The sequence below is a fragment of the Streptomyces sp. TLI_146 genome (assembly GCF_002846415.1).
In the GTDB taxonomy this organism is placed as follows: domain Bacteria; phylum Actinomycetota; class Actinomycetes; order Streptomycetales; family Streptomycetaceae; genus Streptomyces.
On the sequence record NZ_PJMX01000001.1, the window covers coordinates 4400824 to 4423353 of the forward strand.

Annotated in this window: 20 protein-coding genes; 11 read left to right on the forward strand and 9 right to left on the reverse strand. The window is 73.0% G+C overall.

The window, feature by feature from the left end:
* Positions 1-138 precede the first annotated feature (138 nt).
* Positions 139-1137 carry a hypothetical protein gene (locus tag BX283_RS19665; RefSeq protein WP_101388876.1) on the reverse strand — a complete coding sequence of 333 codons (999 nt, stop codon included), beginning with the start codon at positions 1135-1137 and terminating at the stop codon, positions 139-141.
* 81 nt (positions 1138-1218) lie between these two features.
* On the opposite strand from BX283_RS19665, the gene BX283_RS19670 reads away from it, so the two are divergent.
* Positions 1219-3780: a helicase C-terminal domain-containing protein gene (locus BX283_RS19670; protein ID WP_101388877.1), complete on the forward strand. Its 2562-nt coding sequence runs from the start codon at positions 1219-1221 to the stop codon at positions 3778-3780.
* A 173-nt stretch (positions 3781-3953) separates the two neighbouring features.
* Positions 3954-5603: a DNA repair helicase XPB gene (locus BX283_RS19675; RefSeq protein ID WP_101388878.1), complete on the forward strand. Its 1650-nt coding sequence runs from the start codon at positions 3954-3956 to the stop codon at positions 5601-5603.
* Between the two features lie 96 nt (positions 5604-5699).
* On the opposite strand, the gene BX283_RS19680 is transcribed toward BX283_RS19675, so the two are convergent.
* Both BX283_RS19680 and BX283_RS19685 read right to left on the reverse strand, forming a co-directional pair.
* Positions 5700-6899 carry a glycosyltransferase 87 family protein gene (locus tag BX283_RS19680; protein WP_373979599.1) on the reverse strand — a complete coding sequence of 400 codons (1200 nt, stop codon included), beginning with the start codon at positions 6897-6899 and terminating at the stop codon, positions 5700-5702.
* A 131-nt stretch (positions 6900-7030) separates the two neighbouring features.
* On the reverse strand, positions 7031-7222 hold the full coding sequence (locus BX283_RS19685; RefSeq protein ID WP_101388879.1) for a hypothetical protein: 192 nt from the start codon (positions 7220-7222) through the stop codon (positions 7031-7033).
* 404 nt (positions 7223-7626) lie between these two features.
* Here BX283_RS19685 and BX283_RS19690 point away from each other — a divergent pair, with 404 nt between their 5' ends.
* Positions 7627-9669 carry an ATP-binding domain-containing protein gene (locus BX283_RS19690; RefSeq protein ID WP_101388880.1) on the forward strand — a complete coding sequence of 681 codons (2043 nt, stop codon included), beginning with the start codon at positions 7627-7629 and terminating at the stop codon, positions 9667-9669.
* A gap of 23 nt (positions 9670-9692) precedes the next feature.
* Here BX283_RS19690 and BX283_RS19695 read toward each other — a convergent pair whose 3' ends face one another.
* Positions 9693-10019 carry a helix-turn-helix transcriptional regulator gene (locus tag BX283_RS19695; protein ID WP_101388881.1) on the reverse strand — a complete coding sequence of 109 codons (327 nt, stop codon included), beginning with the start codon at positions 10017-10019 and terminating at the stop codon, positions 9693-9695.
* A 90-nt stretch (positions 10020-10109) separates the two neighbouring features.
* On the opposite strand from BX283_RS19695, the gene BX283_RS19700 reads away from it, so the two are divergent.
* The 3 genes from BX283_RS19700 to BX283_RS19710 all read left to right on the forward strand — a co-directional run bounded on the left by BX283_RS19700 (position 10110) and on the right by BX283_RS19710 (position 13484).
* Entirely contained in the window at positions 10110-11297 is a 1188-nt protein-coding gene (locus BX283_RS19700; RefSeq protein ID WP_101388882.1) for an MFS transporter, read from the forward strand.
* A 126-nt stretch (positions 11298-11423) separates the two neighbouring features.
* Complete coding sequence (locus BX283_RS19705; RefSeq protein WP_143676439.1) at positions 11424-12110, forward strand: hypothetical protein; 687 nt, start codon at positions 11424-11426, stop codon at positions 12108-12110.
* A 126-nt stretch (positions 12111-12236) separates the two neighbouring features.
* The gene (locus BX283_RS19710; RefSeq protein ID WP_101388884.1) at positions 12237-13484 is read left to right on the forward strand and encodes a DUF2993 domain-containing protein; all 1248 of its coding nucleotides are present in this window, start codon (positions 12237-12239) and stop codon (positions 13482-13484) included.
* Positions 13485-13599: 115 nt separating this feature from the next.
* On the opposite strand, the gene BX283_RS19720 is transcribed toward BX283_RS19710, so the two are convergent.
* Positions 13600-14289 (reverse strand): copper homeostasis protein CutC, encoded by a 690-nt coding sequence (locus BX283_RS19720; protein WP_101388885.1) that lies wholly within the window; start codon positions 14287-14289, stop codon positions 13600-13602.
* 116 nt (positions 14290-14405) lie between these two features.
* The gene (locus tag BX283_RS19725; RefSeq protein WP_101388886.1) at positions 14406-15635 is read right to left on the reverse strand and encodes a hydrolase; all 1230 of its coding nucleotides are present in this window, start codon (positions 15633-15635) and stop codon (positions 14406-14408) included.
* Between the two features lie 463 nt (positions 15636-16098).
* Here BX283_RS19725 and BX283_RS19730 point away from each other — a divergent pair, with 463 nt between their 5' ends.
* Positions 16099-16731, forward strand: a complete 633-nt coding sequence (locus BX283_RS19730) for a hypothetical protein (protein WP_101388887.1) — start codon at positions 16099-16101, stop codon at positions 16729-16731.
* A 110-nt stretch (positions 16732-16841) separates the two neighbouring features.
* Entirely contained in the window at positions 16842-17444 is a 603-nt protein-coding gene (locus BX283_RS19735; RefSeq protein WP_101388888.1) for a Uma2 family endonuclease, read from the forward strand.
* Between the two features lie 32 nt (positions 17445-17476).
* On the opposite strand, the gene BX283_RS19740 is transcribed toward BX283_RS19735, so the two are convergent.
* Together BX283_RS19740 and BX283_RS19745 are read right to left on the reverse strand one after the other, a co-directional pair.
* On the reverse strand, positions 17477-17743 hold the full coding sequence (locus BX283_RS19740) for a DUF4031 domain-containing protein (RefSeq protein ID WP_101388889.1): 267 nt from the start codon (positions 17741-17743) through the stop codon (positions 17477-17479).
* Positions 17740-18108 carry a hypothetical protein gene (locus tag BX283_RS19745; protein WP_101388890.1) on the reverse strand — a complete coding sequence of 123 codons (369 nt, stop codon included), beginning with the start codon at positions 18106-18108 and terminating at the stop codon, positions 17740-17742. Before BX283_RS19745 ends, BX283_RS19740 begins: the two co-directional genes overlap by 4 nt.
* Positions 18109-18195: 87 nt before the next feature.
* Between BX283_RS19745 and BX283_RS19750 the strand changes: the two genes are divergently transcribed.
* From BX283_RS19750 to BX283_RS19760, 3 genes are read left to right on the forward strand one after another with little or no spacing between them, the layout of a single operon-like run.
* Positions 18196-19116 (forward strand): MurR/RpiR family transcriptional regulator, encoded by a 921-nt coding sequence (locus tag BX283_RS19750; protein WP_101388891.1) that lies wholly within the window; start codon positions 18196-18198, stop codon positions 19114-19116.
* Positions 19117-19157: 41 nt separating this feature from the next.
* Positions 19158-20075 carry an N-acetylmuramic acid 6-phosphate etherase gene (gene murQ / locus BX283_RS19755; protein ID WP_101388892.1) on the forward strand — a complete coding sequence of 306 codons (918 nt, stop codon included), beginning with the start codon at positions 19158-19160 and terminating at the stop codon, positions 20073-20075.
* Positions 20076-20135: 60 nt separating this feature from the next.
* Positions 20136-20693, forward strand: coding sequence for a hypothetical protein (locus tag BX283_RS19760; RefSeq protein WP_101388893.1), 558 nt, complete (start codon positions 20136-20138; stop codon positions 20691-20693).
* Positions 20694-20705: 12 nt separating this feature from the next.
* Here the strand turns inward: BX283_RS19760 and groL are convergent, their stop codons facing one another.
* Positions 20706-22328, reverse strand: a complete 1623-nt coding sequence (groL, locus tag BX283_RS19765) for a chaperonin GroEL (protein WP_067162842.1) — start codon at positions 22326-22328, stop codon at positions 20706-20708.
* Positions 22329-22530: the final 202 nt, after the last annotated feature.

Here is a 22530-nt window from a genome sequence, read left to right on the forward strand (position 1 = left end):
CCAACTGGTCGCGCAGTTCCCCGCGCCCCTAGGGGGTACGGGCGAGTGCGATGGCGAAGCCGAGCATTTCAGGGGCGCGGGGAACTGCGCGAGCAACCGGCCACCGGCCCGCAGACGAAGCACTCGCCTGCTCAGCGCTCAGCGCCGGCGCTGGGAGCGCCAGGCCAAGAACGCCGCCGAGGACAGCGCAGCGCCCCGCACCACCCACGGCCACACCCCCGCCACCGCATCCCCCATCGCCCCCTCCGCGATCGGCTCGCCCCACCGCTCGTTCTGGCGGCCCCACAGCCACACCAGGCCCGCGGCCACCGCCAGCGACGGCAGTCCCAGGACCGCCCACTTCGTCTCCGCGGGGGTCAGGCGGCGCGAGACGTACGCCAGGAGCCAGCCGCCGCCCAGCGCGAGCCAGTTGCCCAGTGCCGCGCCCACCACCAGCAGCGCGGCCGCCAGCAGCAGGAGGGGGTTCGTCAGGGGGCGGCGGGTGGCCGTGGCGCCGGGGAGCAGGGCCCGCCAGTTCGGGGTGCGGGGCGGCGGGGCCTCGTCCTCGGTCTCCGCAGGATCCGGATCCTTCGAGGGCTCCGCCTTCTCCGGCTCCGCCGACTCCTCCGGCGGCCGCAGTATCTCCGGGATCTCCACCCCGCCCACGAACCCCGCGACCGAATCCCCCGGCATCCCGCCCATCGGGCCCGGTTCGATCCGCCACCAGTCCGGCTCGCCGTCCGACGGGCCGAGCTCGTCCATCCCCGCCAAGTGGGGCGGGGACGCGGCCGTCTGCGACGGGGGCGGTGGCGGCGGGGGCGACGACGCGCGCGGGCGCGGGAACGCCACACGGCGGCCCCGGCCCCCGTCCCGCTGCCCCGGCACCCCGCGGACCGCCGTCTCCACCTCCGCCGGCGCCTCGTAGGCCCCGTGCGTCGCCACCGACTCCACCACCTCGTCCGGCGTACCGAGCCGCCCCAGGATCCGGCGCACCGCGGCCGGGGAGTCGCTGCCGAACTTCGCCCGTCTGCGGTCGATCTCGTCACGCAGCCCGGACACCAGCCGCATCCGTGCCGCCGAGGGCAGCTGCCGCTGCTGGGCCAGGTCGCCGACCCGGCTCAGATAGTCGTAGACCAGCTGGTCGCTCTCGATCCCCACACCGTTCCCCTCCGTGCCCCGCCGGGGCCCGCCGCCGCCTCCCTGCCCTGACGGTAGCGCGCAGCGGCTAACGTGGGGCGGATGGGGACCGGCGAGCGCGACCAGGAGGCGCACGTGTCCGAAGGAACGACCGGAGCGGGCGGAACGGGCGAGGCGGGCGGAACGACCGGCGCGGCCGACGCCGGGAGCCGTGGCACCCCCACGTCCTCGCCCCGCACCCTCGCCGAAGCCCTCCGCTCCCGCCCCGACGCCTCCCTGGCCGCGCTGCTGCGCGCCCGGCCCGACCTGCTCACTCCCGTACCGAACGATCTGACCCAGCTGGCCACCCGGGCCGGGACGCGGGCCTCGGTCGTACGGGCGCTGGAGCGGCTGGACCGGTTCGCGCTCCAGACCGCGCAGGCGCTGGCCGTGGCGCCGGACCCGGCGCCGTATCCCGTCCTGCTCGCGCTTGTGGCGGGGGACGAGGGCGACACCGCGGTGGAGAGCGCGCTGCCCGGGGCCCTCGCGGGGCTGCGGGAGCAGGCGCTCGTGTGGGGGTCCGACGAGCGGCTGCGGCTCGTGCGCACCGCCCGCGAGTTGCTCGCGCCCTCCCCCACGCACCCCTCCCCGACCGGTCTCGGGCCGACCGTCGCCGAGGCCACGGCCGGGATGTCGCCGGGGCGGGTGCAGGAGATCCTGCAAGCCGCCGGGCTGCCCGCCACCCATGACCCCGTCTCCGCCGTCGCCGCGCTGACCTCGCTGTTCACCGACCGGGGACGGATGTCGGAGCTCCTGGACACCGCCCCGCCGGAGGCGCTCGCGGTGCTCGACCGGCTGGTGTGGGGGCCGCCGTACGGAGAGGTGTCGGCGGATCCGGCGCCGCCGGTGCGCTGGCTGCGCGACCACGGGCTGCTGCTGCCGACCTCCGCCCGCACGGTCGTCCTGCCGCGCGAGGTCGCCCTGCATCTGCGCGCCGGGCGCGCGCACCGGGCGCCCGAGCCGGTGGCGCCCGCCGTCGCGCCCGCGAAGGAGTACCGGCCGCAGGTGGTGGACTCCGCGGCGGCCGGTCAGGCGCTGACCGCGCTGACCATGGTCGAGGACCTGCTCGCCGAGTGGAACGAGGGCGGGCCCGCCGTACTGCGCGCGGGCGGGCTGAGCGTGCGCGACCTGAAGCGGACGGCCGCCGCCCTCGACACCACCGAGCAGGCCGCCGCCTTCTGGCTCGAACTCGCCTACGTGGCCGGGCTGTTGGCGTCGGACGGCGAGGCGGACGAGCGGTACGCGCCGACGCCCGCGTACGACGGCTGGCTGGACCTGCCGCCCGCCGAGCGGTGGTCGCGGCTGGCCGCCGCGTGGCTCACCGCGACCCGTACGCCCGGCCTGGTCGGCGGTCAGGACGCCCGCGCCCGCACCCTGGCGGCCCTCGGCCCCGACCTGGACCGCTCCCCGGCCCCTGAGGTGCGCCACCGTGTGCTCACCCTGCTCGCGCGGCTGCCCGAGGGGACCGCGCCCGACCCCGAGACGCTGCTCGCCCGGCTGCGCTGGGAGCACCCGACCCGCACCGGCCCCGAGGACCTGCGGCCCCGGCTCGCCCAATGGACGCTGACGGAGGCCGAGTTGCTCGGCGTGACCGGCCGGGGCGCGCTGGCCGCGCACGGCCGGGCGCTGCTCGCCACGGGCAGCGTCGCCCCCTCCCGCACGGACGCCGCCCCGCTCCTCGGCCTCGGGGCCGCCGCCGCCCTCGCGCCGCACCTGCCCGAGCCCGTCGACCACGTCCTGCTCCAGGCCGATCTGACCGCCGTCGCGCCCGGCCCGCTGCGGCGGCCGCTCGCCGCGACCCTGAACGTGCTCGCGGACATCGAGTCGAAGGGCGGCGCGACCGTCTACCGGTTCACGCCCGCCTCGGTACGGCGCGCCCTCGACGCCGGGCAGGCGGCCTCCGACCTGCACGCGTTCCTGGCCGCTCACAGCACCACGCCCGTGCCGCAGCCGCTCAGCTACCTCATCGACGACGTGGCCCGCCGCCACGGGCACCTCCGGGTGGGCGCGGCCTCGGCGTATGTGCGCTGCGACGACGACGCGCTCCTGGACGAGATCGTCGCGGACAAGCGGTCGGCCGGGCTGCGGCTGCGCCGCCTCGCCCCGACGGTCCTCGCCGCCCAGGCCGACCCCGCCGCCCTCCTGGAGGGCCTGCGCGCGATGGGCTACGCCCCGGCCGCCGAGTCCGCCGAGGGCGATGTGGTGATCACCCGCGCCGACACCCGCCGCACCCCGCCCCGTACCGCCCCCGCGCCGGTTCCGGAGGGCCCGCCGCTGCCCGACGAGACGTTGCTCGGCGCGGCGGTCCGGGCGATCCGCGCGGGCGACGAGGCCGCCACGGTCGTACGCAAGGAGCAGCCGCACGCCGCTCCCGCCGAGCCCGGCGGGCTGCCGCGCACCACGGCCGCCGAGACCCTGGCCACCGTCCAGGCCGCCGTGATGACCGGCTCGGCGCTGTGGATCGGCTACGTCAACGCGGACGGCGCGGCCAGCCAGCGGGTGATCGCGCCGGTGCGGGTGGAGGGCGGCTTCGTGACGGCGTACGACCACACGGCCGACGAGGTCCGCACGTATCCGCTGCACCGGATCACGGGCGTCGCGGAGCTGGCGGACGACCCGGCCTGAGCGGCCGTCTTGCCCGGGGTTCGTCTGGCTGAGCTGGGGTTTTCCGGCTGCGGCCGACTACCTGAGGGGCGCGGGGAACTGCGCGAGCAACCCACCACCGGCCCGCAGACGAACCCCGGGCCCCCCAGCTGAGGCACACTGGAGGTTTGGCACCTGCGGAGGGATGTAGGTACGTGAACGGGCCACTGATCGTCCAGTCGGACAAGACCCTGCTCCTGGAAGTCGACCACGAGCAGGCCGACGCCTGCCGCCGGGCCATCGCGCCGTTCGCGGAGCTGGAGCGGGCGCCGGAGCACATCCACACCTACCGGCTGACCCCGCTCGGGCTGTGGAACGCGCGCGCGGCCGGGCACGACGCCGAGCAGGTGGTGGACGCGCTCGTCGAGTTCTCGCGCTACCCCGTCCCGCACGCCCTGCTCGTCGACGTCGCCGAGACGATGGCGCGCTACGGGCGGCTGACACTGAGCAAGCACCCCGTCCACGGCCTGGTGCTGACCACCACCGACCGGCCGGTCCTGGAGGAGATCCTGCGGTCGAAGAAGGTCGTTCCGCTGGTCGGCGCCCGGATCGACGCGGACACCGTCGCCGTGCACCCCTCCGAGCGCGGCCAGATCAAGCAGACCCTGCTGAAGCTCGGCTGGCCCGCCGAGGACCTCGCGGGGTACGTGGACGGCGAGGCGCACCCCATCGAGCTCGCGGAGGACGGCTGGGCGCTGCGGCCGTACCAGAAGCAGGCCGTCGAGGGGTTCTGGCACGGCGGCTCCGGCGTGGTCGTGCTGCCCTGTGGCGCCGGGAAGACGCTGGTCGGGGCGGGTGCGATGGCGCAGGCCAAGGCCACCACCCTCATCCTCGTCACCAACACCGTCTCGGCCCGGCAGTGGAAGCACGAGCTGGTCAAGCGCACCTCGCTGACCGAGGAGGAGATCGGCGAGTACAGCGGTACGCGCAAGGAGATCCGCCCGGTCACCATCGCCACGTACCAAGTGCTGACGACCCGCCGCAAGGGCGTCTATCCGCACCTCGAACTCTTCGACTCCCGGGACTGGGGGCTCATCGTCTACGACGAGGTGCACCTGCTGCCCGCGCCCGTCTTCAAGTTCACCGCCGACCTCCAGGCACGCCGCCGCCTCGGGCTGACGGCCACGCTCGTACGGGAGGACGGCCGCGAGTCGGACGTCTTCTCGCTCATCGGGCCGAAGCGGTTCGACGCGCCGTGGAAGGAGATCGAGGCGCAGGGCTACATCGCGCCCGCCGACTGCGTGGAGGTCCGGGTCAATCTGACCGACTCCGAGCGGCTGGCGTACGCGACGGCCGAGACCGAGGAGAAGTACCGGTTCTGCGCGACCACCGCCACCAAGCGGAAGGTCACCGAGGCGCTGGTGCGGAAGTTCGCGGGCCAGCAGATCCTCGTCATCGGGCAGTACATCGACCAGCTCGACGAGCTGGGCGAGCATCTGAACGCGCCGGTGATCAAGGGTGAGACGCCCAACTCCCAGCGCGAGAAGCTCTTCGAGTCGTTCCGGCAGGGCGAGATCTCCGTGCTGGTCGTCTCCAAGGTCGCGAACTTCTCGATCGACCTGCCGGAGGCGACGGTCGCCATCCAGGTGTCCGGCACGTTCGGGTCGCGGCAGGAGGAGGCCCAGCGCCTGGGCCGCGTGCTGCGCCCGAAGGCCGACGGCCACCAGGCGCACTTCTACTCCGTGGTGGCCCGCGACACCCTCGACCAGGACTTCGCGGCCCATCGGCAGCGGTTCCTGGCGGAGCAGGGCTATGCGTACCGGATCGTGGACGCGGACGATCTGCTTACGGGGGATGCGGGCTGAGGTTCGCTTTTGCCTGCGGGCCGCGCCCCCTTTTTTGGCCCGGTGTTTGTCTGCGGGTGGGTGGTGGGCTGGTCGCGCAGTTCCCCGCGCCCCTTATCAGCCCGGCGTTCGTCTGCGGGTTGTGGTCGGTTGCTCGCGCAGTTCCCCGCGCCCTTGGAGCGCCCCTTCGGGCCGCCCCGGGGATTGCCGCGCAGCGGCATTCAAGGGGCGCGGGGAACTGCGCGACCAGCCCCCACCGGCCCGCAGGCAAACGGCGACCTGGGCGAGCCCGAGCAGCGCGTACGGCGACGCCAACGGCTGTTGCCACCAGGGGAGATGGAGGTCCAGGTCCCCCTGGTGCGGCACCAGCCACAGCGTGCGCGCGGCGAAGACGGCCGCCACGGCGACGGCGGTACGGGTCCGGCCCTCGGCCACCAGCACCGCCAGCAGCGGCACGCACCACACCCAGTGGTGCGACCAGCTGATCGGGGAGACGAGCAGCGCGGTGATGGCGGTGACCAGGACGCCCCAGCGGTCGTCCGCGCGGCGGGCCGTCCACAGGCCCGCCGCCGCCACGGCCGCCGCCACCGCCATCCACACCGCCCCCGGCGCGGGCGTGTGCAGCAGCCGGGCCAGCAGGCCCTGGAGCGACTGGTTGTCGACGATCCACGCCTTGCCGACGCGGTCGGTCTCGTAGAGCCGCCGGGTCCAGAAGTCGGCGCTGGCGCCGGGCAGGACGAGCGCGCCGAGCAGGACGGTCCCGGCGAAGGTGGCCGCGCCCGTCGCCGCCTCCCGGCGTCTTCCGGTGAGCAGCGCGTACAGCAGGAACAGCGCGGGCGTGAGCTTGACGCCCGCCGCGATGCCGACCCCGAAGCCCTTGCCCGGGGAGCCCGGCGGCCGGGTGAGATCCCACAGGACCAGGCAGGTCAGGGCGAGGTTGATCTGGCCGAACAGCAGCGTCTGGAACACCGGTTCAAGCCAGAGCCCGGCGGCCGTGGCGGCGAGCAGGGCGGCGGGGCGGGGCGCGATCCGGGCGAAACGGCAGGACAGCCGCACCAGAAGGGCGAGCAGCAGCGCGTTGCCGACGGCGAAGGCGGCCTTGAGCACCGGGACGGGGAGCCAGGCGGTCGGCACGAAGAGGAGCGCGGCGAACGGGGGGTAGGTGGCGGGCAGGTGCCAGCGGGTGACGGTGAAGCCGTACAGCTCGGTGCCGTGCGCGACGGCCGCGCCCTCCGCCCGGTAGACCAGGGCGTCCGCCATGGGGATGCGGAGTGCGGCGCAGAGCGCTGTCAGCGCGGCGAGGGAGAGGGCGAGCAGGACGGCGCCTGTCGCGGGTGCAACGAAGAGTGAACGGTCGGTCACGGTCCGGTACTTCACGGCCGTGACCCTAGAGGATCACACGATCGGGAGGGGGCAGGCTCGGCGGCCCCAGGGGGTTCCGGTGGGGGTCAGTGGCGGCGGCGGACGCCCGCCTCTTCCGAGTACTCCCCGAGGACGACGACGCTCAGCGCGGCGCCCGCGAAGGCCTTGCAGGCGCGCAGGGCGTTGCCGACGCGGTGCGGGGAGTGCGGGGCGCCGGTGGCGGTGGCGCCCCGGGGGGCGGGGACGGTGGGCGCGGAGGTGCAGGTCACGGTGCTCATGTATCCATGGTGCTCCCGGGCCCCGCGCGTTTCATCGCTCTGCGGTCGGAACCCTCGGCGCCCCCGTGTCCACCTATGGTCCAACGCCGTCCCCTACGGGTAGGACCCCGGTCCCTAAGGGTCGGCCGGGGGGACGAGGGGGCCGCCGGGAAAAATCGTTCGACCGCCCCCGAACCCCCTGACTACAATCTCCCTCCCCCACGCTCCCAGGAGCAGGGGGCACTCCCTTCCCGCCTCCCTCCGAGGAGCGCCGCCGCCCGGACGGAAACCGGCCGGCCGCCGAAGCCGCAAGGCGATCCTGCGCCCTGAACCTCCCCCAAGCTCTTGATGAGCAGGGGGACCCCAGCCCCGATCAGCCCCCAAGCTCTTGAGGAGCAGGGGGGACCCCCTCCCGGAGGAAACCCGTGTCCCCGCACGACCCCGAAGAGCCCCTCAGCCGCGAGCGCGCCCACCTCCGCGAGTCGCGTGCGGCCCTGCGCGCGATGCGCGAGGACGTGGAGAACCTCGACATCAAGGACGTCACCGCGAACTGGGTCAACGCGGCCGTCCTGCAACGCCAGATCGACGACCGCGTCAAGGCCCTCGCGGACCTCTCGCACACCCCGCTCTTCTTCGGCCGCCTCGACTATCTGCACGCCCCGGGCGCCGAGTTGGCCGAGGGCGCGGAGGGCGAGAAGTTCTACATCGGGCGCCGCCATGTGCACGACGCCGAGGGCGACCCGATGGTGATCGACTGGCGTGCGCCGGTCTCGCAGCCGTTCTACCGCGCCTCCAGGAAGGACCCGCAGGACATCGGTCTGCGCCGCCGCTTCGGCTACACGGGCGGCGACCTCACCGCGTACGAGGACGAGCACCTCACCGACCCCGCCGAGGCGGCCACCACCAGCAAGCTGCTCCAGGCAGAGATCGAGCGCCCGCGCGTCGGCCCGATGCGCGACATCGTGGCGACGATCCAGCCGGAGCAGGACGAGATCGTACGGTCGGGGCTCGGCGGATCCGTCTGCGTCCAGGGCGGCCCCGGCACCGGGAAGACCGCCGTCGGCCTGCACCGGGTCGCGTACCTCCTCTACGCGCACCGCGAGCGCCTGGCCCGCACCGGCACGCTGGTCATCGGGCCGAACGCGTCCTTCCTCCACTACATCGAGCAAGTGCTGCCCGCGCTCGGCGAGTTGGAGGTCAAACAGGCGACCGTGGACGACCTGGTGGCGCATGTCGAGGTGAAGGGCACCGACGACGCGCCCGCCGCGATCGTCAAGGGCGACGCCCGGATGGCGGAGGTGCTGCGCCGGGCGGTCCGCTCGCACGTCACGATCCCCACCGAGCCGCTGGTGGTGGTGCGCGGCTCGCGCCGCTGGCGGGTCCCGGCGTACGAACTGGAGGAGATCGTCCGCGAGTTGCAGGAGCGCGACATCCGCTACGGCGCCGCCCGGGACGCCCTGCCGCAGCGCATCGCGCACACCGTGCTCGTACGGATGGAGCAGGCGGGCGAGGCGCCCGACGACCGGGTGCAGGACGCGGTGGCCCGCAACGCGGCGGTGAAGGCGGCGGTCAAGGCGATCTGGCCGCCGGTCGACCCGGCGAAGCTGGTGCTGCGGCTGCTGTCCGACGCCGACTTCCTGGCGGAGCACGCGCAGGGCGTGCTCACCGACGACGAGCAGAAGACGATCCTGTGGGCCAAGCCCGCGCGGAGCGTGAAGAGCGCCAAGTGGTCGGCGGCGGACGCGGTCCTGATCGACGAGGCGAACGACCTGGTGGCGCGCACCCACTCGCTCGGCCATGTGGTGGTCGACGAGGCGCAGGACCTCTCCCCCATGCAGTACCGGGCGGTCGGCCGCCGCTGCTCGACCGGCTCGGCGACGGTCCTCGGCGACCTCGCGCAGGGCACCACGCCCTGGGCGACGGCGAGCTGGGACGAGGCGCTGCGCCACCTCGGCAAGGCGGACGCGGTGGTGGAGGAGCTGACGGCGGGCTTCCGCGTGCCGCGCGAGGTGATCGCGTACGCGTCGCGGCTGCTCCCCTCCATCTCCCCCGGCCTGGCCCCGGTGGAGTCGGTCCGTGAGACACCGGGCTCGCTGGACGTACGGCTGTCCACGGACCTGGACGCGGATGTGGTCGCCGCCTGCCGCGAGTCGCTGGAGCACGAGGGCTCGATCGGCCTGATCGCGGCGGACGCGAGGATCCCGGTTCTCGCGGAGGCCCTGACGGCGGCGGGCCTGGCGTTCCTGGCCCCCGGCGAGGAGACGACGACGGAGTCCCGCCTCACCCTCGTCCCCGCGTCCCTGGCCAAGGGCCTGGAGTACGACTACGTGGTCCTGGACGAGCCGGCGGCGGTGGTGGACGGCGAGCCGGACGAACGCACGGGGCTGCGGCGGCTGTACGTGGCGCTGACGCGAGCGGTGTCGGGGCTGACGGTGCTCCACGCGACGGCGCTGCCTGCGCCGCTTTAGGGGCGCGGCGGACCGACCGCCCCCTACAGCGACTTGATCAACGCATCCAGCAGGCCTGGGAACCGCGCATCCAGATCGTCGCGACGCAGCCGCACATAACGGCTGCGCCCGACGACCCGGGTGGACGTGACCCCGGCCTCGCGCATGATGCGCATATGGTGCGAGACCGTCGACTTATGAAGGTGGTCGAGCCCCAGCGCCCCGGGCGCGCAGCTGTACTGCTCCCCGTCCGCGTACACCTTGAGCAGCCTCAGCCGTACGGGGTCGCCGAGCGCGTGCAGCACCTTGACCAGCTCGATCTCACTCACATCGGGCTGCGTCAGCCACTCCCCGACCGGTTCGTCACCCATGCCCCCACCCTCCCCTCCACAAGAATCGTTTGACAAACATCAAACAACTCCGCGATCGTTTGACGTACATCAAACGATACGGGGGAACTGATGCGCCTACGCCTGCTCCTGCTCGCTCTGGGCACCTTCGCCGTCGGCACGGACGGGATGGTGATCGCCGGAATCCTGCCGCTCGTCTCGGACGACCTGGACGTGTCCGTCTCGGCGGCGGGCCAGATGATCACGGTCTTCGCGCTGGCGTACGCGGTGCTCGCGCCGGTCCTGGCCACGGCGACGGCGAAGTGGCCGAGGCTGCACACGCTGTTGACGGCCCTGGCGGTGTTCACCGTGGCCAACGCGCTCTCGGCGCTCGCCCCCACCTTCGGCCTACTGCTCGCCACCCGCGTCCTGGCGGCGGTCGGCGCGGCGCTCTACACACCCACCGCCAACGCCGTGGCCACGGCACTCGTACCTCCGGAGCGGCGCGGCCGGGCCATCGCCACGGTGATGGGCGGCCTCACGGTCGCCACGGCACTCGGCGTCCCGCTGGGCACCTGGATCGGCCGGACGGACTGGCGCCTGACGATGTGGCTGGTCACGGCGCTGGGCGCGGCCGCGTTCGCCGGGGTCGGCCTGATGCTCCGGGGCCTCCCGGCCCCCCAGCCGTCCCCAGGGCTGCGGACGCGCCTGGCCCCGCTGGCCAACAGTCGCGTACTGGGCGCGACGGCGACGACGTTCCTGGTCTTCCTGGCCTTCCAGACGGTCTTCATCTACTTCACGGTGGCGGCGTCCCCGGCGACCCACGACGACCAGTCGAAGCTGACCCTGCTCCTGCTCGTGTCCGGCGCGTTCTCGGTGGCGGGCAGCTCGCTGGGCGGCCGGGTGGTGGACCGCTGGGGCCCGAGGGTGGTGATCCTGACGGCGGGCACGGTCTCGGCCACGGTGTCGCTGGCCCTGCCATGGCTGATGCAGTCGATGACGACGGCCCTGATCGCGTCGGCCCTGAACCCCCTCGCGGGCTGGGCGGTGGCGGTGGCGCTCCCGGCCCGCCTGGTGTCGCTCGACCCGCCGTCCGCACCCCTCCTCCTCTCCCTCAACAGCAGCGCGCTGTACCTGGGCGTGGCGGCGGCGGGCGGCACGGGCAGCGCGGCGATCGCGGTGCTCGGCGAGCGCTGGTTCCCGTTCACGTCGACGGCGCTGACGCTGTGCGCGGTCGCCCTGGCGGCGTTCACGACACGGCGGGCGCCCGCGCGGCCGACGTCCGCCGCGCGTAGCGCTTTCGTCCTGACCAAGTCATGAATCGGCCACGGGCACGGGCATATCGGTCAGCGCGGTGGCACCCCGTGGTGGATCTGCATTAGGAACTCTGTTCGCAGAGATCGCAAAGGCGATCCACAGCACGATGGCTTACGGGGGAGTACGAACATGAGCAGTTCTGTCATGCGCCGAGGCGGCCGGGTCAAGCTGGCGTCGGTCGGTCTGGTGGTCGTCGGTTCGCTGGCGCTGAGCGCGTGCAACGGGGACGACGGCGCGGCGGACAAGCCGGTCGGCGGGGCCACCCCGACGTCGTCGGCGCCCTCTTCGGCGCCGTCCACCAAGCCGTCGGACCCGGCCGCCGACGGTGGCGCGACCGGTGGCGGTGGTGCCACCGGCGGTCAGGCCAAGGCGGGCCAGACGTTCAAGATCGGCGAGGCGGCGCAGTTCCCGTTCAAGTACGGGACCACGAAGAAGGGCGAGATCGCCCTCACCGTGGACGCGATCGAGAAGGGCGACCCCGCCGACCTCGCCCCGCTCAAGCTCGGCGACAAGGCCAGCGGGAAGGTCCCGTACTACATCCGCTACACGGTCAAGAACGTCGGCACGACGAACCTGGAGTACGCCTCCGTGTCCCACATGAAGGGCCACCTCGGCGACGGCACCGAGGCGCAGAGCCTCCTGATCGTCGGCAACTTCGCCAAGTGCGACAGCGAGTCCCTGCCGCAGGGCTTCACCAACGGCAAGACCCAGAAGGGCTGCGCGGTCGCGCTGGCACCGTCGGCCGCGACGAAGGTGGCGTCGGCGGAGTACTGGGGCGACCCGTTCACCATGGGCGAGGGCATCCACTGGAAGTGACCAGGTAGGCGTACGTGCGGGGGCGGCCGGGCAACTGGCCGCCCCCGCACGGCTTTACGCCGTCGTAACGCCTGTATCGCCGATCTCACATACGTACGCAGATTGCAGATGTGATGGGATGAGGTGATGCGACCCCCCACACGCATACCGCCCCGTCCCCGCAATCCCTACGACGAACTGGCGGCACTCGCCGACCCCGACCCCGATCTGGACCCCGCGCCCCGGCCCCGGATCCTGCCCCTCGACCTCGGCCGGATGTACGCCGAGACGGAGGACGAGCCGTGGTCCCCGCCCGACCACCGGCGGTCCGGGAACGGCCGCCGTGCCAGGCGGAGTCGACGGCGCCGCCGCAGCCCCTTCGCCGCGCTCCCCCGGCTGGCCAAGCTGCTGTTCGCGCTGGTCGTGTGCGTCGGGTTCCTGGTGCTCGCGGACCGGTGCGCGGCGATGTACGCGGAGAAGAAGGCACAGCGGGCCCTCCAGGACGAACTCCATCTGGCGGCCGCTCCCCAGGTGGACATCCACGGGTTCCCCTTCCTGACGCAGGTCCTGGACAAGCACCTCAAGCGGGTGGACGTCACCGTGCCGCATGTGGCGGCCGACCGGGTCACGCTCGCGAAGGTGCAGGCCAGTGCGCGTGACATCAAGCTGACGGGGGATCTGCCGAGCGACATCCGCAGTGCGGTCATCGGCGACCTCAACGGCCGGATCACCCTGTCCTTCGACGACATGAACCGCGAACTCACCGCCTCGCGGCTCAAGTTCAGCCGGGTCAGCGACGACACGGTGGGCGCGGAGGGCGGGTTGAGCGTCGGCGGTCAGGAGCTGCGCGTACGGGCGCGGGCGCAGGTGCGGCTCGTCGGCACCAGCGGCCTGTCCACGGATGTCGACGGCATGAGCCTCGACCTGCCCGGCATCGCCACGTACCGGCCCGGGAAGAACCGGGGTCTGACGCTGCACCGGGAGTCCGCCGAGCTCATCAGCCGGGACACGGCCCGGGTGAAGGCGCTGCTGTCGGTGCCGGCCGTGGTGGAGCGGCTCGGGGTGTCGCAGAAGGACGTGGACTCGGCACTGCGGAGCGACAAGAAGCTGCACGATCTGGTCGGCACGCCCCGGTTCGTCGAGCAGCTGACGCGGGTCAACCTGGTCGACGTGGTGGCGGATCACCCCTGGCTGCTGTCGAAGATCGGCATCGACCCGAAACTGGTCACGGGCCTGCTCGCGATGCGCCCGCCGGAGCTGTCCGACCGCCTGTCCTTCTCGTTCACCCTGCCGAGGGAGGCACGGGAGCTGCAGCTGCGGGATGTACGGGTGGAGAAGGACGGCGTCACGGCGACGGTGTCGGGGGTTGAGGTGGGGGTGGGGAAGGGGCGGTAGGGGCCGGAGCCCGGGAGGGGGTGGGCCCGGAGGCGGGGGCCCGGGGGCCAGTGAGCCCGGAGCCGACGGCCCCGGAGGCGGGGCCCCAGGAACGGGGCCCCCCGGGAAGCCCCCGCTACGCGTCCAGCGCCCCGCGCCACTCCGCGACCGCTTCCGCCGCCACCGGCCCGTCCCAGCCGCCGGGCCGCGACGCTCCCCCGATGTGCACCGCGTCGATCCCGGCGCCGAGCAGCGCCGGCAGGTGGTCGAGGCGCAGCCCGCCGCCCACCAGGATCCGCGGCTCGTACCCGGGCTCACCCGCACGCGCCGCCTCGGCGACCAGCGTCGACAGCCCGTCGTCGACGCCCCCCGCCGCACCCGCCGTCAGATACGTGTCGAGCCCCGCCAGGCCCGTGAGCTCCTTGCGCAGGGCGTCGCGGTCGGCGGCCCGGTCGATCGCCCGGTGGAAGGTCCACCGGCACCCGTCGAGCTCCGCCACCAGCGCCCGTACCGCCGCCATGTCCGGCGACCCGGTCTCGTCGAGGAACCCGAGCACGAACTCGTCCGCACCCTCGGCCCGCAGCGCCCGCGCGTCCCGTACCAGCGCGTCCACGTCGCCCGCCGCGAAGCCGTCCGCCGAGCGGAGCATCACGCGCAGCGGGATGTCCACGGCGGCGCGGATCGCCGCGAAGGCCTCCCGGGACGGGGTCAGGCCGTCGGCCGCGATGTCGGTGACCAGCTCCAGACGGTCCGCCCCGCCGGCCTGCGCCGCGACCGCGTCGTCCACGTCGAGAGCGATCACCTCAAGCAGTGCACGGTTGCTCATCTGACCCCAATTCCTCGGCTGTCCTACAGGTCGACAGGTCTAGTCCAATAACAAGCCTACGCGCCGACGTGCCGAGCCGCATGACCTAGGGGTACGAGGACAGCGGGCAAGGCGGCTCACTCCACGAACCGCACCTCCGGCCACCGCGCCGAGGGCCGCTCCAGCAGCCCGGCGTCGTCGCGGCCGCGCAGCCACCGGTCGAAGAAGGCGCAGACGTACGCCTTCTGGGCGGCGACGGACCGTACGGGGTCGACGCGGCCCACGCTCTTGGCCACGAAGTCATCCGGCAGCCCCAACTGGCGGGCGATCTGCGGCACTTGGGACTGAAGGTCGGTGAACGAGGCGTGGGCGGTCCCGGTGAGGGTCAGATCCCGGCGCCAGCCGGTGCTGTGCTCCCAGACGGCGCCCCAGGAGGCGACGGTGTGGTGGTCGTCGCCGTCCATGCCCATGAGGAGGAGCGGCCGGTCGACGCCGTCGGTGCCGACGGGGGACGGGTTCGCCGGGTCGTCGTCGCGCTCGGTGTAGCCCATCACCCCGTCCATGTTCAGCGCGGCCCTGATCCGGCGGTCGTCGTGCATGGTCTGCGCGGCGGTGAAACCGCCCGCGGACTGCCCGAACATCCCGACGGCCCCGAGGTCGAGGAGCCGCCCGAGCGGACCGGGCAGCTGACACAGCTGGTCGAGGACGAACCGGGTGTCGGCCACCCGTACGTCCACGACCCTCTTCAGGAGCGCGACGACGTGCTCGGGCCCCGCGTCCTTGGCCCGGGTGAACTCGCGGGGCAGCACGGTGCGTTCGAGCCGGCGCCGGGGGAACTCGACGACCTGGGCGTCGTACGTGTGGTCCAGCATCACCACGACGTACCCGCGCGAGGCGAGCTCGTCGCAGAGCGTGGTGCCGAGGGTGCGGGGGTCGCCGGCGCCGGGCGAGTACAGGACGACGGGGAAGCCGGCGGGGCGGGCGGGGCGGGCGACGGGGGCGTGGGTGTACGCGTGACTGCGGGTGGCCGCCCAGTCGACCCTGCCGGGCTCCACGAGCCCGTTCATCCGGTCGTACGCCTGGGCCGCGGCCGGGGTCATCTGCGGCGCGCTCTCGTACCCGCGCACGCTCCGGGCCGGATACCGCACCCCCACCATCAGCTCCCGGTACGCCCGGGTGCCCCACGGATCCCGCCGCCCCCGGTCGACGAGCCGCACCCCGACGGTGCCGACGTCGTACGGGCCGGTGGGCGCGGGCAACGACATCCGCGCGCGCGGGGCGGCGACGGTGGGGCCGGCGCCGGTGAGGAGGGCGGTGGCGGAGAGGGCGGCGGCGGACAGAACGACTCGACGAGAGGGCGCGATCATGCCCCCGACTCTCCCAGCCGCCCCAGCCCCTGCCCATCGGGCCAGCCCCCGAAGTCCCCTTCGGGTTACCCCGAGGGCGGTTCGTCCGCGGGCGGGCGGGGGGCTGGTCGCGCAGTTCCCCGCGCCCCTTTTTGGCCCGGGGTTCGTCTGCGGGCCGGTGGTGGGTTGCTCGCGCAGTTCCCCGCGCGCCTGGGTCGGTGGTCGTCTGCGGGCCGTGCGTGGCTGGTCGCGCAGTTCCCCGCGCCCCTAAACCCGCCTTCGTCTGCGGACCGTGGTGGGTTGCTCGCGCAGTTCCCCGCGCCCCTAGGGGGTGCGGGTACGGGCGATGGTGAGTGCGAGGGCGAAGCCGAGCATTTCAGGGGCGCGGGGAACTGCGCGACCAGCCGTCCACGGTCCGCAGACGAACACAGCGGGGTGCAGGGGCCGCAGGCCCCGCAACGGGGGCCGGGGCCACAATGGCCCCATGGTCGATCTCGTCGCCCGATGGGGCGAAACCCTCACCGCCGCCCGCCGAGGGCCCGGCCCCGACCCCACCCCCTACGCCGAGCGCCTGCTCACCCAGTGGTCCGAGCCGCACCGCAAGTACCACACCACCCCCCACCTCACCGCCGTACTGCGCCACATCGACACCCTCGCCGACCACGCCGAGGCCCCCGAACTCGTACGCCTCGCCGCCTGGTTCCACGACGCCGTCTACCGCCCGGACCGCTCCGAGAACGAGGAGCGCAGCGCCGCCCAGGCCGAACGCGCGCTCCCCGAGGCCGGGTTGAGCCAGGAGGCGACGGCCGAGGTCGCCCGGCTCGTACGCCTCACCGTCACCCACGACCCCGCCGAGGGCGACACCAACGGCGAGGTCCTGTGCGACGCGGACCTGGCGGTGCTGGCCGGGGACCCGGAGGAGTACGCCGCGTACGCCGCCGCCGTCCGCGAGGAGTACGCCTTCGTCCCCGACGAGGCCTTCCGCACCGGCCGCGCCCAGGTCCTGCGCCAGCTCCTCGCCCTGCCCCGGCTGTTCCGCACCCCGTACGGCAGCAAGGAGTGGGAGGCCCGGGCACGCGAGAACCTGACAACGGAACTGGAGCTGCTCACCGGCTGAGTCGTCACTGCGCCGCTCACCCGATCGTGGGACGCTGGACGAAGCGGCCCCGCGCCGCTGAACCGTCGATCTAGATTCGCCCCGTCGGGCCACCACAGGAGGGAGTCGCGATGACCGCCGCGATGGCCGAGAACGACCGGACGCCGAGCCGCAGCCAGTGGGACGACCTGCTGACGGCGTGGCGCGAGCTGGACGTGCCCGAGGGGTGGCGCGCCGAGATCGACGAAGGACAGGTCCGCATGGTTCCGCCGCCGCACCCGCACCACAACGGCATCGCAGCGAAGGTCCAGCGCGCGCTGTACCGCTCGCTGCCGGAGGAACTGGAGATCTTCCAGACCCTCGGTATCCACATCGCGCGGCTCGACAAGCTCTACATGCCGGACTTGGTGGTCATGCCCACGGCAGTCATCGAGGCGGCCGACCCCCACACCAACGACCCCGTCGACGCCGCCGAGGCCCTCCTGGTCGTCGAAATCACCTCGAAGAGCAATGCCAAGGACGACCGGACGAAGAAGCTCTGGGCCTACGCCCACGCCCCCGTCCCCACCTACCTCCTCATCGACCGCTTCGACGAACACGGCCCCACCAGCACCCTGTTCACCGACCCCGTCGACGGTGTCTACAACCGCACCGTACGCACCCCGTTCGGCGCGGAGATCAAGCTCCCCGAGATGTTCGGGAAGCCGCTGGACACCTCCGTCTTCCCGCACTGACCCACTGATTCACTGCCCCACTGACCCCGGGTCTACGCCGGCCGCCCCTTCGGCCGCCGCAGCCCCGCCTCCGTGAGGCGCCGCACCAGCTCCTTGGACCCGATCTCCACCGCTCCGGCCGCCACCGCGTCCCCGTACCGCGCCTGCGGCACGTCGTAGTGGTCGCGTTCGAAGGCGCGCGGCGGGCAGCCGATGGCGGCCGCGAACGCGTGCAGCTCCTCGTACGAGACGTCGCTGACCAGGTGCGACCACAGGCGGCCGTGGCCCGGCCAGGTCGGGGGGTCTATGTAGACCGTCATGCGGCCGGGCCGCCCAGGCCGCCGACGGGAGCCACTCTCACGCCCGCCTTGCCGCACACCCAGTGCGGGTCGGGGCCGAGCTCGGGCTCCACGTCCAGCGCGTGCGGGTCCCCGGCGTCGCACACCGGGCAGATGGGCCAGCGGCCGTACTTCTCCAGGAGCGCGTCCTGCACGTCCTGGGCGACCAGACCGGCGACGTACTCCACGCCGTCCGGCCACTGCTCCACCCACCAGCGGCGGTGCGTCACCGCGTCCTCGACCAGCGAGACCACATCGGCCTGGGCCACGTCGCGCGCGGCCAGATCCGCCAGCACCAGGGCGCGTGCGGCATGCAGGGACTGCTCCAGGGGGTCGACGTCGTCCATGCAGCCATTGTCACCCCTTCGGCCCCACCCGCCCGCCTCACCCCGAGAGGGTTGACCGCGAACCGGCCGCGAAAATATCTTTCCAAGGTGACTCGTGACGTGAAGGAAATTTTCACCGGCGACGGCGCCCCGCCGGCCCCCGCCGCCCTCGCCGCCAAGGTCCGCACCCTCGCCCCCTCCATGACCCGCTCGATGCAGCGCGTCGCCGAGGCCGTCGCCCAGGACCCCGCCGGGTGCGCCGCCCTCACCGTCACCGGTCTCGCCGAGCTCACCGGCACCAGCGAGGCCACCGTCGTGCGCACCGCCCGGCTGCTCGGCTACCCCGGCTACCGCGATCTGCGCCTCGCGCTCGCCGGGCTCGCCGCCCAGCAGCAGTCGGGGCGCGCCCCGGCCGTCACCGCCGACATCGCCGTGGACGACCCGATCGCCGACGTCGTCGCCAAGCTCGCCTACGACGAGCAGCAGACCCTCGCCGACACCGCCGCCGCCCTCGACACCGTCCAGCTCGGCGCCGCCGTCGCCGCCCTCGCCCAGGCCCGGCGGGTGGACATCTACGGTGTGGGGGCCTCCTCGCTCGTCGGCCAGGACCTCGCCCAGAAGCTGCTGCGCATCGGGCTCATCGCGCACGCCCACACCGACCCGCACCTCGCCGTCACCAACGCCGTCCAGCTGCGGTCCGGCGACGCCGCCGTCGCCATCACCCACTCCGGCTCGACCGGCGACGTCATCGAGCCGCTGCGCGTCGCCTTCGACCGGGGCGCCACCACCATCGCCGTCACCGGCCGCCCCGACGGCCCCGTATCCCAGTACGCCGACCACATACTGACCACCTCCACCGCCCGCGAGAGCGAGCTGCGCCCGGCCGCGATGTCGTCCCGGACGAGCCAACTCCTCGTCGTGGACTGCCTGTTCATCGGTATCGCCCAGCGCACGTACGAGACGGCCGCCCCCGCGCTCGCCGCCTCCTACGAGGCGCTCGCCCACCGCCACAGCCCGCGCACCCGCTGACCCCGGGTGCCTCGCACACGTACGGAAAGAGCAGCGCTCCCATGACTTCCACGTACGGGGAACTCCGCGCCCAGCTGGCCGCACTGACCACCGAGGCGTTCCGGCCCGAACTCGCCGACATCGACCGGCTGCCGACCGCCGAGATCGCCCGCCTCATGAACGCCGAGGACGCCACCGTCCCGGCCGCCGTCGCCGCGCAACTGCCGCGGATCGCCGCCGCCATCGACGCCACCGCCGAGCGGATGGCCCAGGGCGGGCGCCTGGTGTACGCGGGCGCGGGCACCGCCGGGCGGCTCGGCGTCCTGGACGCCAGCGAGTGCCCGCCGACCTTCAACACCGACCCGTCGCAGGTCGTCGGGCTGATCGCGGGCGGACCGGCAGCCATTGCCACCTCCGTCGAAGGCGCCGAGGACTCCAAGGAGCTGGCCGCCGGTGATCTCGACCGGATCGGAATCGGCTCCCTGGACACCGTCGTCGGCGTCTCCGCCTCCGGCCGCACCCCCTACGCCGTCGGCGCCGTCGAACACGCCCGTGCGCGCGGGGCGTTGACCATCGGGCTCGCCTGCAACGAAGGGTCCGCCCTGGCCGCCGCCGCCGAGCACGGCATCGAGGTCGTGGTCGGGCCGGAGCTGCTGACCGGCTCCACCCGGCTCAAGTCCGGCACCGCCCAGAAGCTCGTCCTCAACATGATCTCGACGATCACGATGATCCGGCTCGGCAAGACGTACGGGAACCTCATGGTCGACGTACGGGCCTCCAACGAGAAGCTGCGCGCCCGCTCGCGGCGGATCGTCGCGCTGGCGACGGACGCCGGTGACGAGGACATCGAGGCGGCCCTGGTGGCCGCCGACGGCGAGGTGAAGACGGCGATCCTGATGCTCCTCGCGGACGTGGACGCGGCGACGGCGACCCACCGCCTGGAGCGGGCGAACGGCCGGCTGCGCTCGGCGTTGACGTAGAACCGGCAACTCTCCTGCGCCGCCAACTCCCCGGCGCCGCGCCCGCCTTACGATCTCGTCATGACCACGTCCGACCGCGAACCCGAGCCCGTCTTCATCAGGGTCGGCTGGGGAGGCCGCTGGCGCTACAACCCCGCCAATCCCCTCGGCCTCACCCTCATCTTCCTCACCCTGATCTTCGTCGCCGTCGCCTTCCTCGTCGTGAACGACCAGAGCGACTGGAGCGAGGGCGAGCTGCGGGACGCCGCCCACCAGGCGGCCCGCGACCTGGACGGATCGACCCAGCGCAACATCGACCCGTCCCTGGCGTTCTCCGGCGGCGACTACGCGCAAACCATCGAGGACGCCATGAAGAACACCGGCGCGGCCCAGTGGTTCGTCGACCCGCTCGTGCTGCGCAGCCACGGCAAGGACCCGGCGGCGTACGACATCACCGGCGCCGGTACGGACGCGGCGTTCTGCATGCACCTCACCGTCAGCCCGTTCGGCGACGGCCAGGCGGTCATCGGGGCCCGGGTCACGGACGGCGCCTGCCGAGGAGAGCCTGAGCACGCCGAAGGGCGGCACCCCTGCGAACAGGAGTGCCGCCCTCGGCGTACAGCGTGCTGGAACCGCTGATCCCGGAGGGGATCAGAAGTCCATGTCACCGCCCGGCATGCCGCCCGGAGCGGCCGCGGCGGCCTTCTCCGGCTTGTCGGCGATGACGGCCTCGGTGGTGAGGAACAGCGCGGCGATCGACGCGGCGTTCTGCAGCGCGGAGCGCGTGACCTTCGCCGGGTCGATGATGCCCTCGGCGATCATGTCGACGTACTCGCCGGTCGCGGCGTTCAGACCGTGGCCGACGGCCAGGTTGCGCACCTTCTCGACGACGACGCCACCCTCGAGACCACCGTTGACGGCGATCTGCTTCAGCGGGGCCTCCAGGGCGAGCTTCACGGCGTTGGCGCCGGTCGCCTCGTCACCCGACAGGTCCAGCTTCTCGAAGACCGAGGAGGCCTGGAGCAGGGCCACGCCACCACCGGCGACGATGCCCTCCTCGACGGCCGCCTTCGCGTTGCGAACGGCGTCCTCGATGCGGTGCTTGCGCTCCTTGAGCTCCACCTCGGTGGCGGCGCCGGCCTTGATGACGGCCACGCCGCCGGCCAGCTTCGCCAGGCGCTCCTGGAGCTTCTCGCGGTCGTAGTCCGAGTCCGAGTTCTCGATCTCGGCACGGATCTGGTTGACGCGACCGGCGACCTGCTCGCTGTCACCGGCACCGTCGACGATCGTGGTCTCGTCCTTGGTGATGACGACCTTGCGGGCGCGGCCCAGCAGGTCGAGACCCGCGTTCTCCAGCTTGAGGCCGACCTCCTCGGAGATGACCGTGCCGCCGGTGAGGATGGCGATGTCGTTCAGCATCGCCTTGCGGCGGTCGCCGAAGCCCGGGGCCTTGACGGCGACGGACTTGAAGGTGCCGCGGATCTTGTTCACGACCAGGGTCGACAGGGCCTCGCCCTCGACGTCCTCGGCGATGATCAGGAGCGGCTTGCCCGACTGCATGACCTTCTCGAGGAGCGGCAGCAGGTCCTTGACCGAGCCGATCTTCGAGTTGACGATCAGGATGTACGGGTCGTCGAGCGCGGCTTCCATGCGCTCCATGTCGGTCGCGAAGTACGCCGAGATGTAGCCCTTGTCGAAGCGCATGCCCTCGGTGAGCTCGAGCTCCAGACCGAAGGTCTGGGACTCCTCGACCGTGATGACGCCTTCCTTGCCGACCTTGTCCATCGCCTCGGCGATGAGCTCGCCGATCTGGGTGTCGGCGGCGGAGATGGAGGCCGTCGAAGCGATCTGCTCCTTGGTCTCGACATCCTTCGCCTGCTCCAGGAGCGCACCGGAGACGGCCTCGACGGCCTTCTCGATGCCGCGCTTCAGAGCCATCGGGTTGGCGCCGGCGGCGACGTTGCGCAGGCCCTCGCGCACCAGCGCCTGGGCGAGCACGGTCGCGGTGGTCGTACCGTCACCGGCGACGTCGTCCGTCTTCTTGGCGACTTCCTTGACCAGCTCGGCGCCGATCTTCTCGTACGGGTCCTCGAGCTCGATCTCCTTGGCGATGGAAACACCATCGTTGGTGATCGTGGGGGCGCCCCACTTCTTCTCGAGGACGACGTTGCGGCCCTTGGGGCCAAGGGTGACCTTGACGGCGTCGGCGAGCTGGTTCATCCCGCGCTCGAGACCGCGCCGTGCCTCCTCGTCGAACGCGATGATCTTGGCCATGTGAAGTGGTCCTCCCGGACAGGGGTGGCGTTCTTCGTGGACCGTGCCGGTGCCCGCGACGGACGGTCTGCAGTCCTTGTGGTTCCTTGCCCCACCCGGTCTGCGGACCTCACTGACCCGATCCAAGTTCTGTCACTCTCACTCGGAGAGTGCTAACGCCAATGATTAGCACTCGACCCAGGAGAGTGCAAGGCCGTCCCAC

Coding starts and splice junctions, on each gene's coding strand:
- murQ (WP_101388892.1), top strand. CDS start 19,158: ATGACTTCCACGTACGGGGAACTCCGCGCCCAGCTGGCCGCACTGACC.
- BX283_RS19695 (WP_101388881.1), bottom strand. CDS start 10,019: ATGGGTGACGAACCGGTCGGGGAGTGGCTGACGCAGCCCGATGTGAGT.
- BX283_RS19745 (WP_101388890.1), bottom strand. CDS start 18,108: ATGGACGACGTCGACCCCCTGGAGCAGTCCCTGCATGCCGCACGCGCC.
- BX283_RS19685 (WP_101388879.1), bottom strand. CDS start 7,222: ATGAGCACCGTGACCTGCACCTCCGCGCCCACCGTCCCCGCCCCCCGG.
- BX283_RS19670 (WP_101388877.1), top strand. CDS start 1,219: ATGGGGACCGGCGAGCGCGACCAGGAGGCGCACGTGTCCGAAGGAACG.
- BX283_RS19730 (WP_101388887.1), top strand. CDS start 16,099: ATGGTCGATCTCGTCGCCCGATGGGGCGAAACCCTCACCGCCGCCCGC.
- BX283_RS19725 (WP_101388886.1), bottom strand. CDS start 15,635: ATGATCGCGCCCTCTCGTCGAGTCGTTCTGTCCGCCGCCGCCCTCTCC.
- BX283_RS19700 (WP_101388882.1), top strand. CDS start 10,110: ATGCGCCTACGCCTGCTCCTGCTCGCTCTGGGCACCTTCGCCGTCGGC.
- groL (WP_067162842.1), bottom strand. CDS start 22,328: ATGGCCAAGATCATCGCGTTCGACGAGGAGGCACGGCGCGGTCTCGAG.
- BX283_RS19710 (WP_101388884.1), top strand. CDS start 12,237: ATGCGACCCCCCACACGCATACCGCCCCGTCCCCGCAATCCCTACGAC.
- BX283_RS19705 (WP_143676439.1), top strand. CDS start 11,424: ATGAGCAGTTCTGTCATGCGCCGAGGCGGCCGGGTCAAGCTGGCGTCG.
- BX283_RS19760 (WP_101388893.1), top strand. CDS start 20,136: ATGACCACGTCCGACCGCGAACCCGAGCCCGTCTTCATCAGGGTCGGC.
- BX283_RS19740 (WP_101388889.1), bottom strand. CDS start 17,743: ATGACGGTCTACATAGACCCCCCGACCTGGCCGGGCCACGGCCGCCTG.
- BX283_RS19735 (WP_101388888.1), top strand. CDS start 16,842: ATGACCGCCGCGATGGCCGAGAACGACCGGACGCCGAGCCGCAGCCAG.
- BX283_RS19720 (WP_101388885.1), bottom strand. CDS start 14,289: ATGAGCAACCGTGCACTGCTTGAGGTGATCGCTCTCGACGTGGACGAC.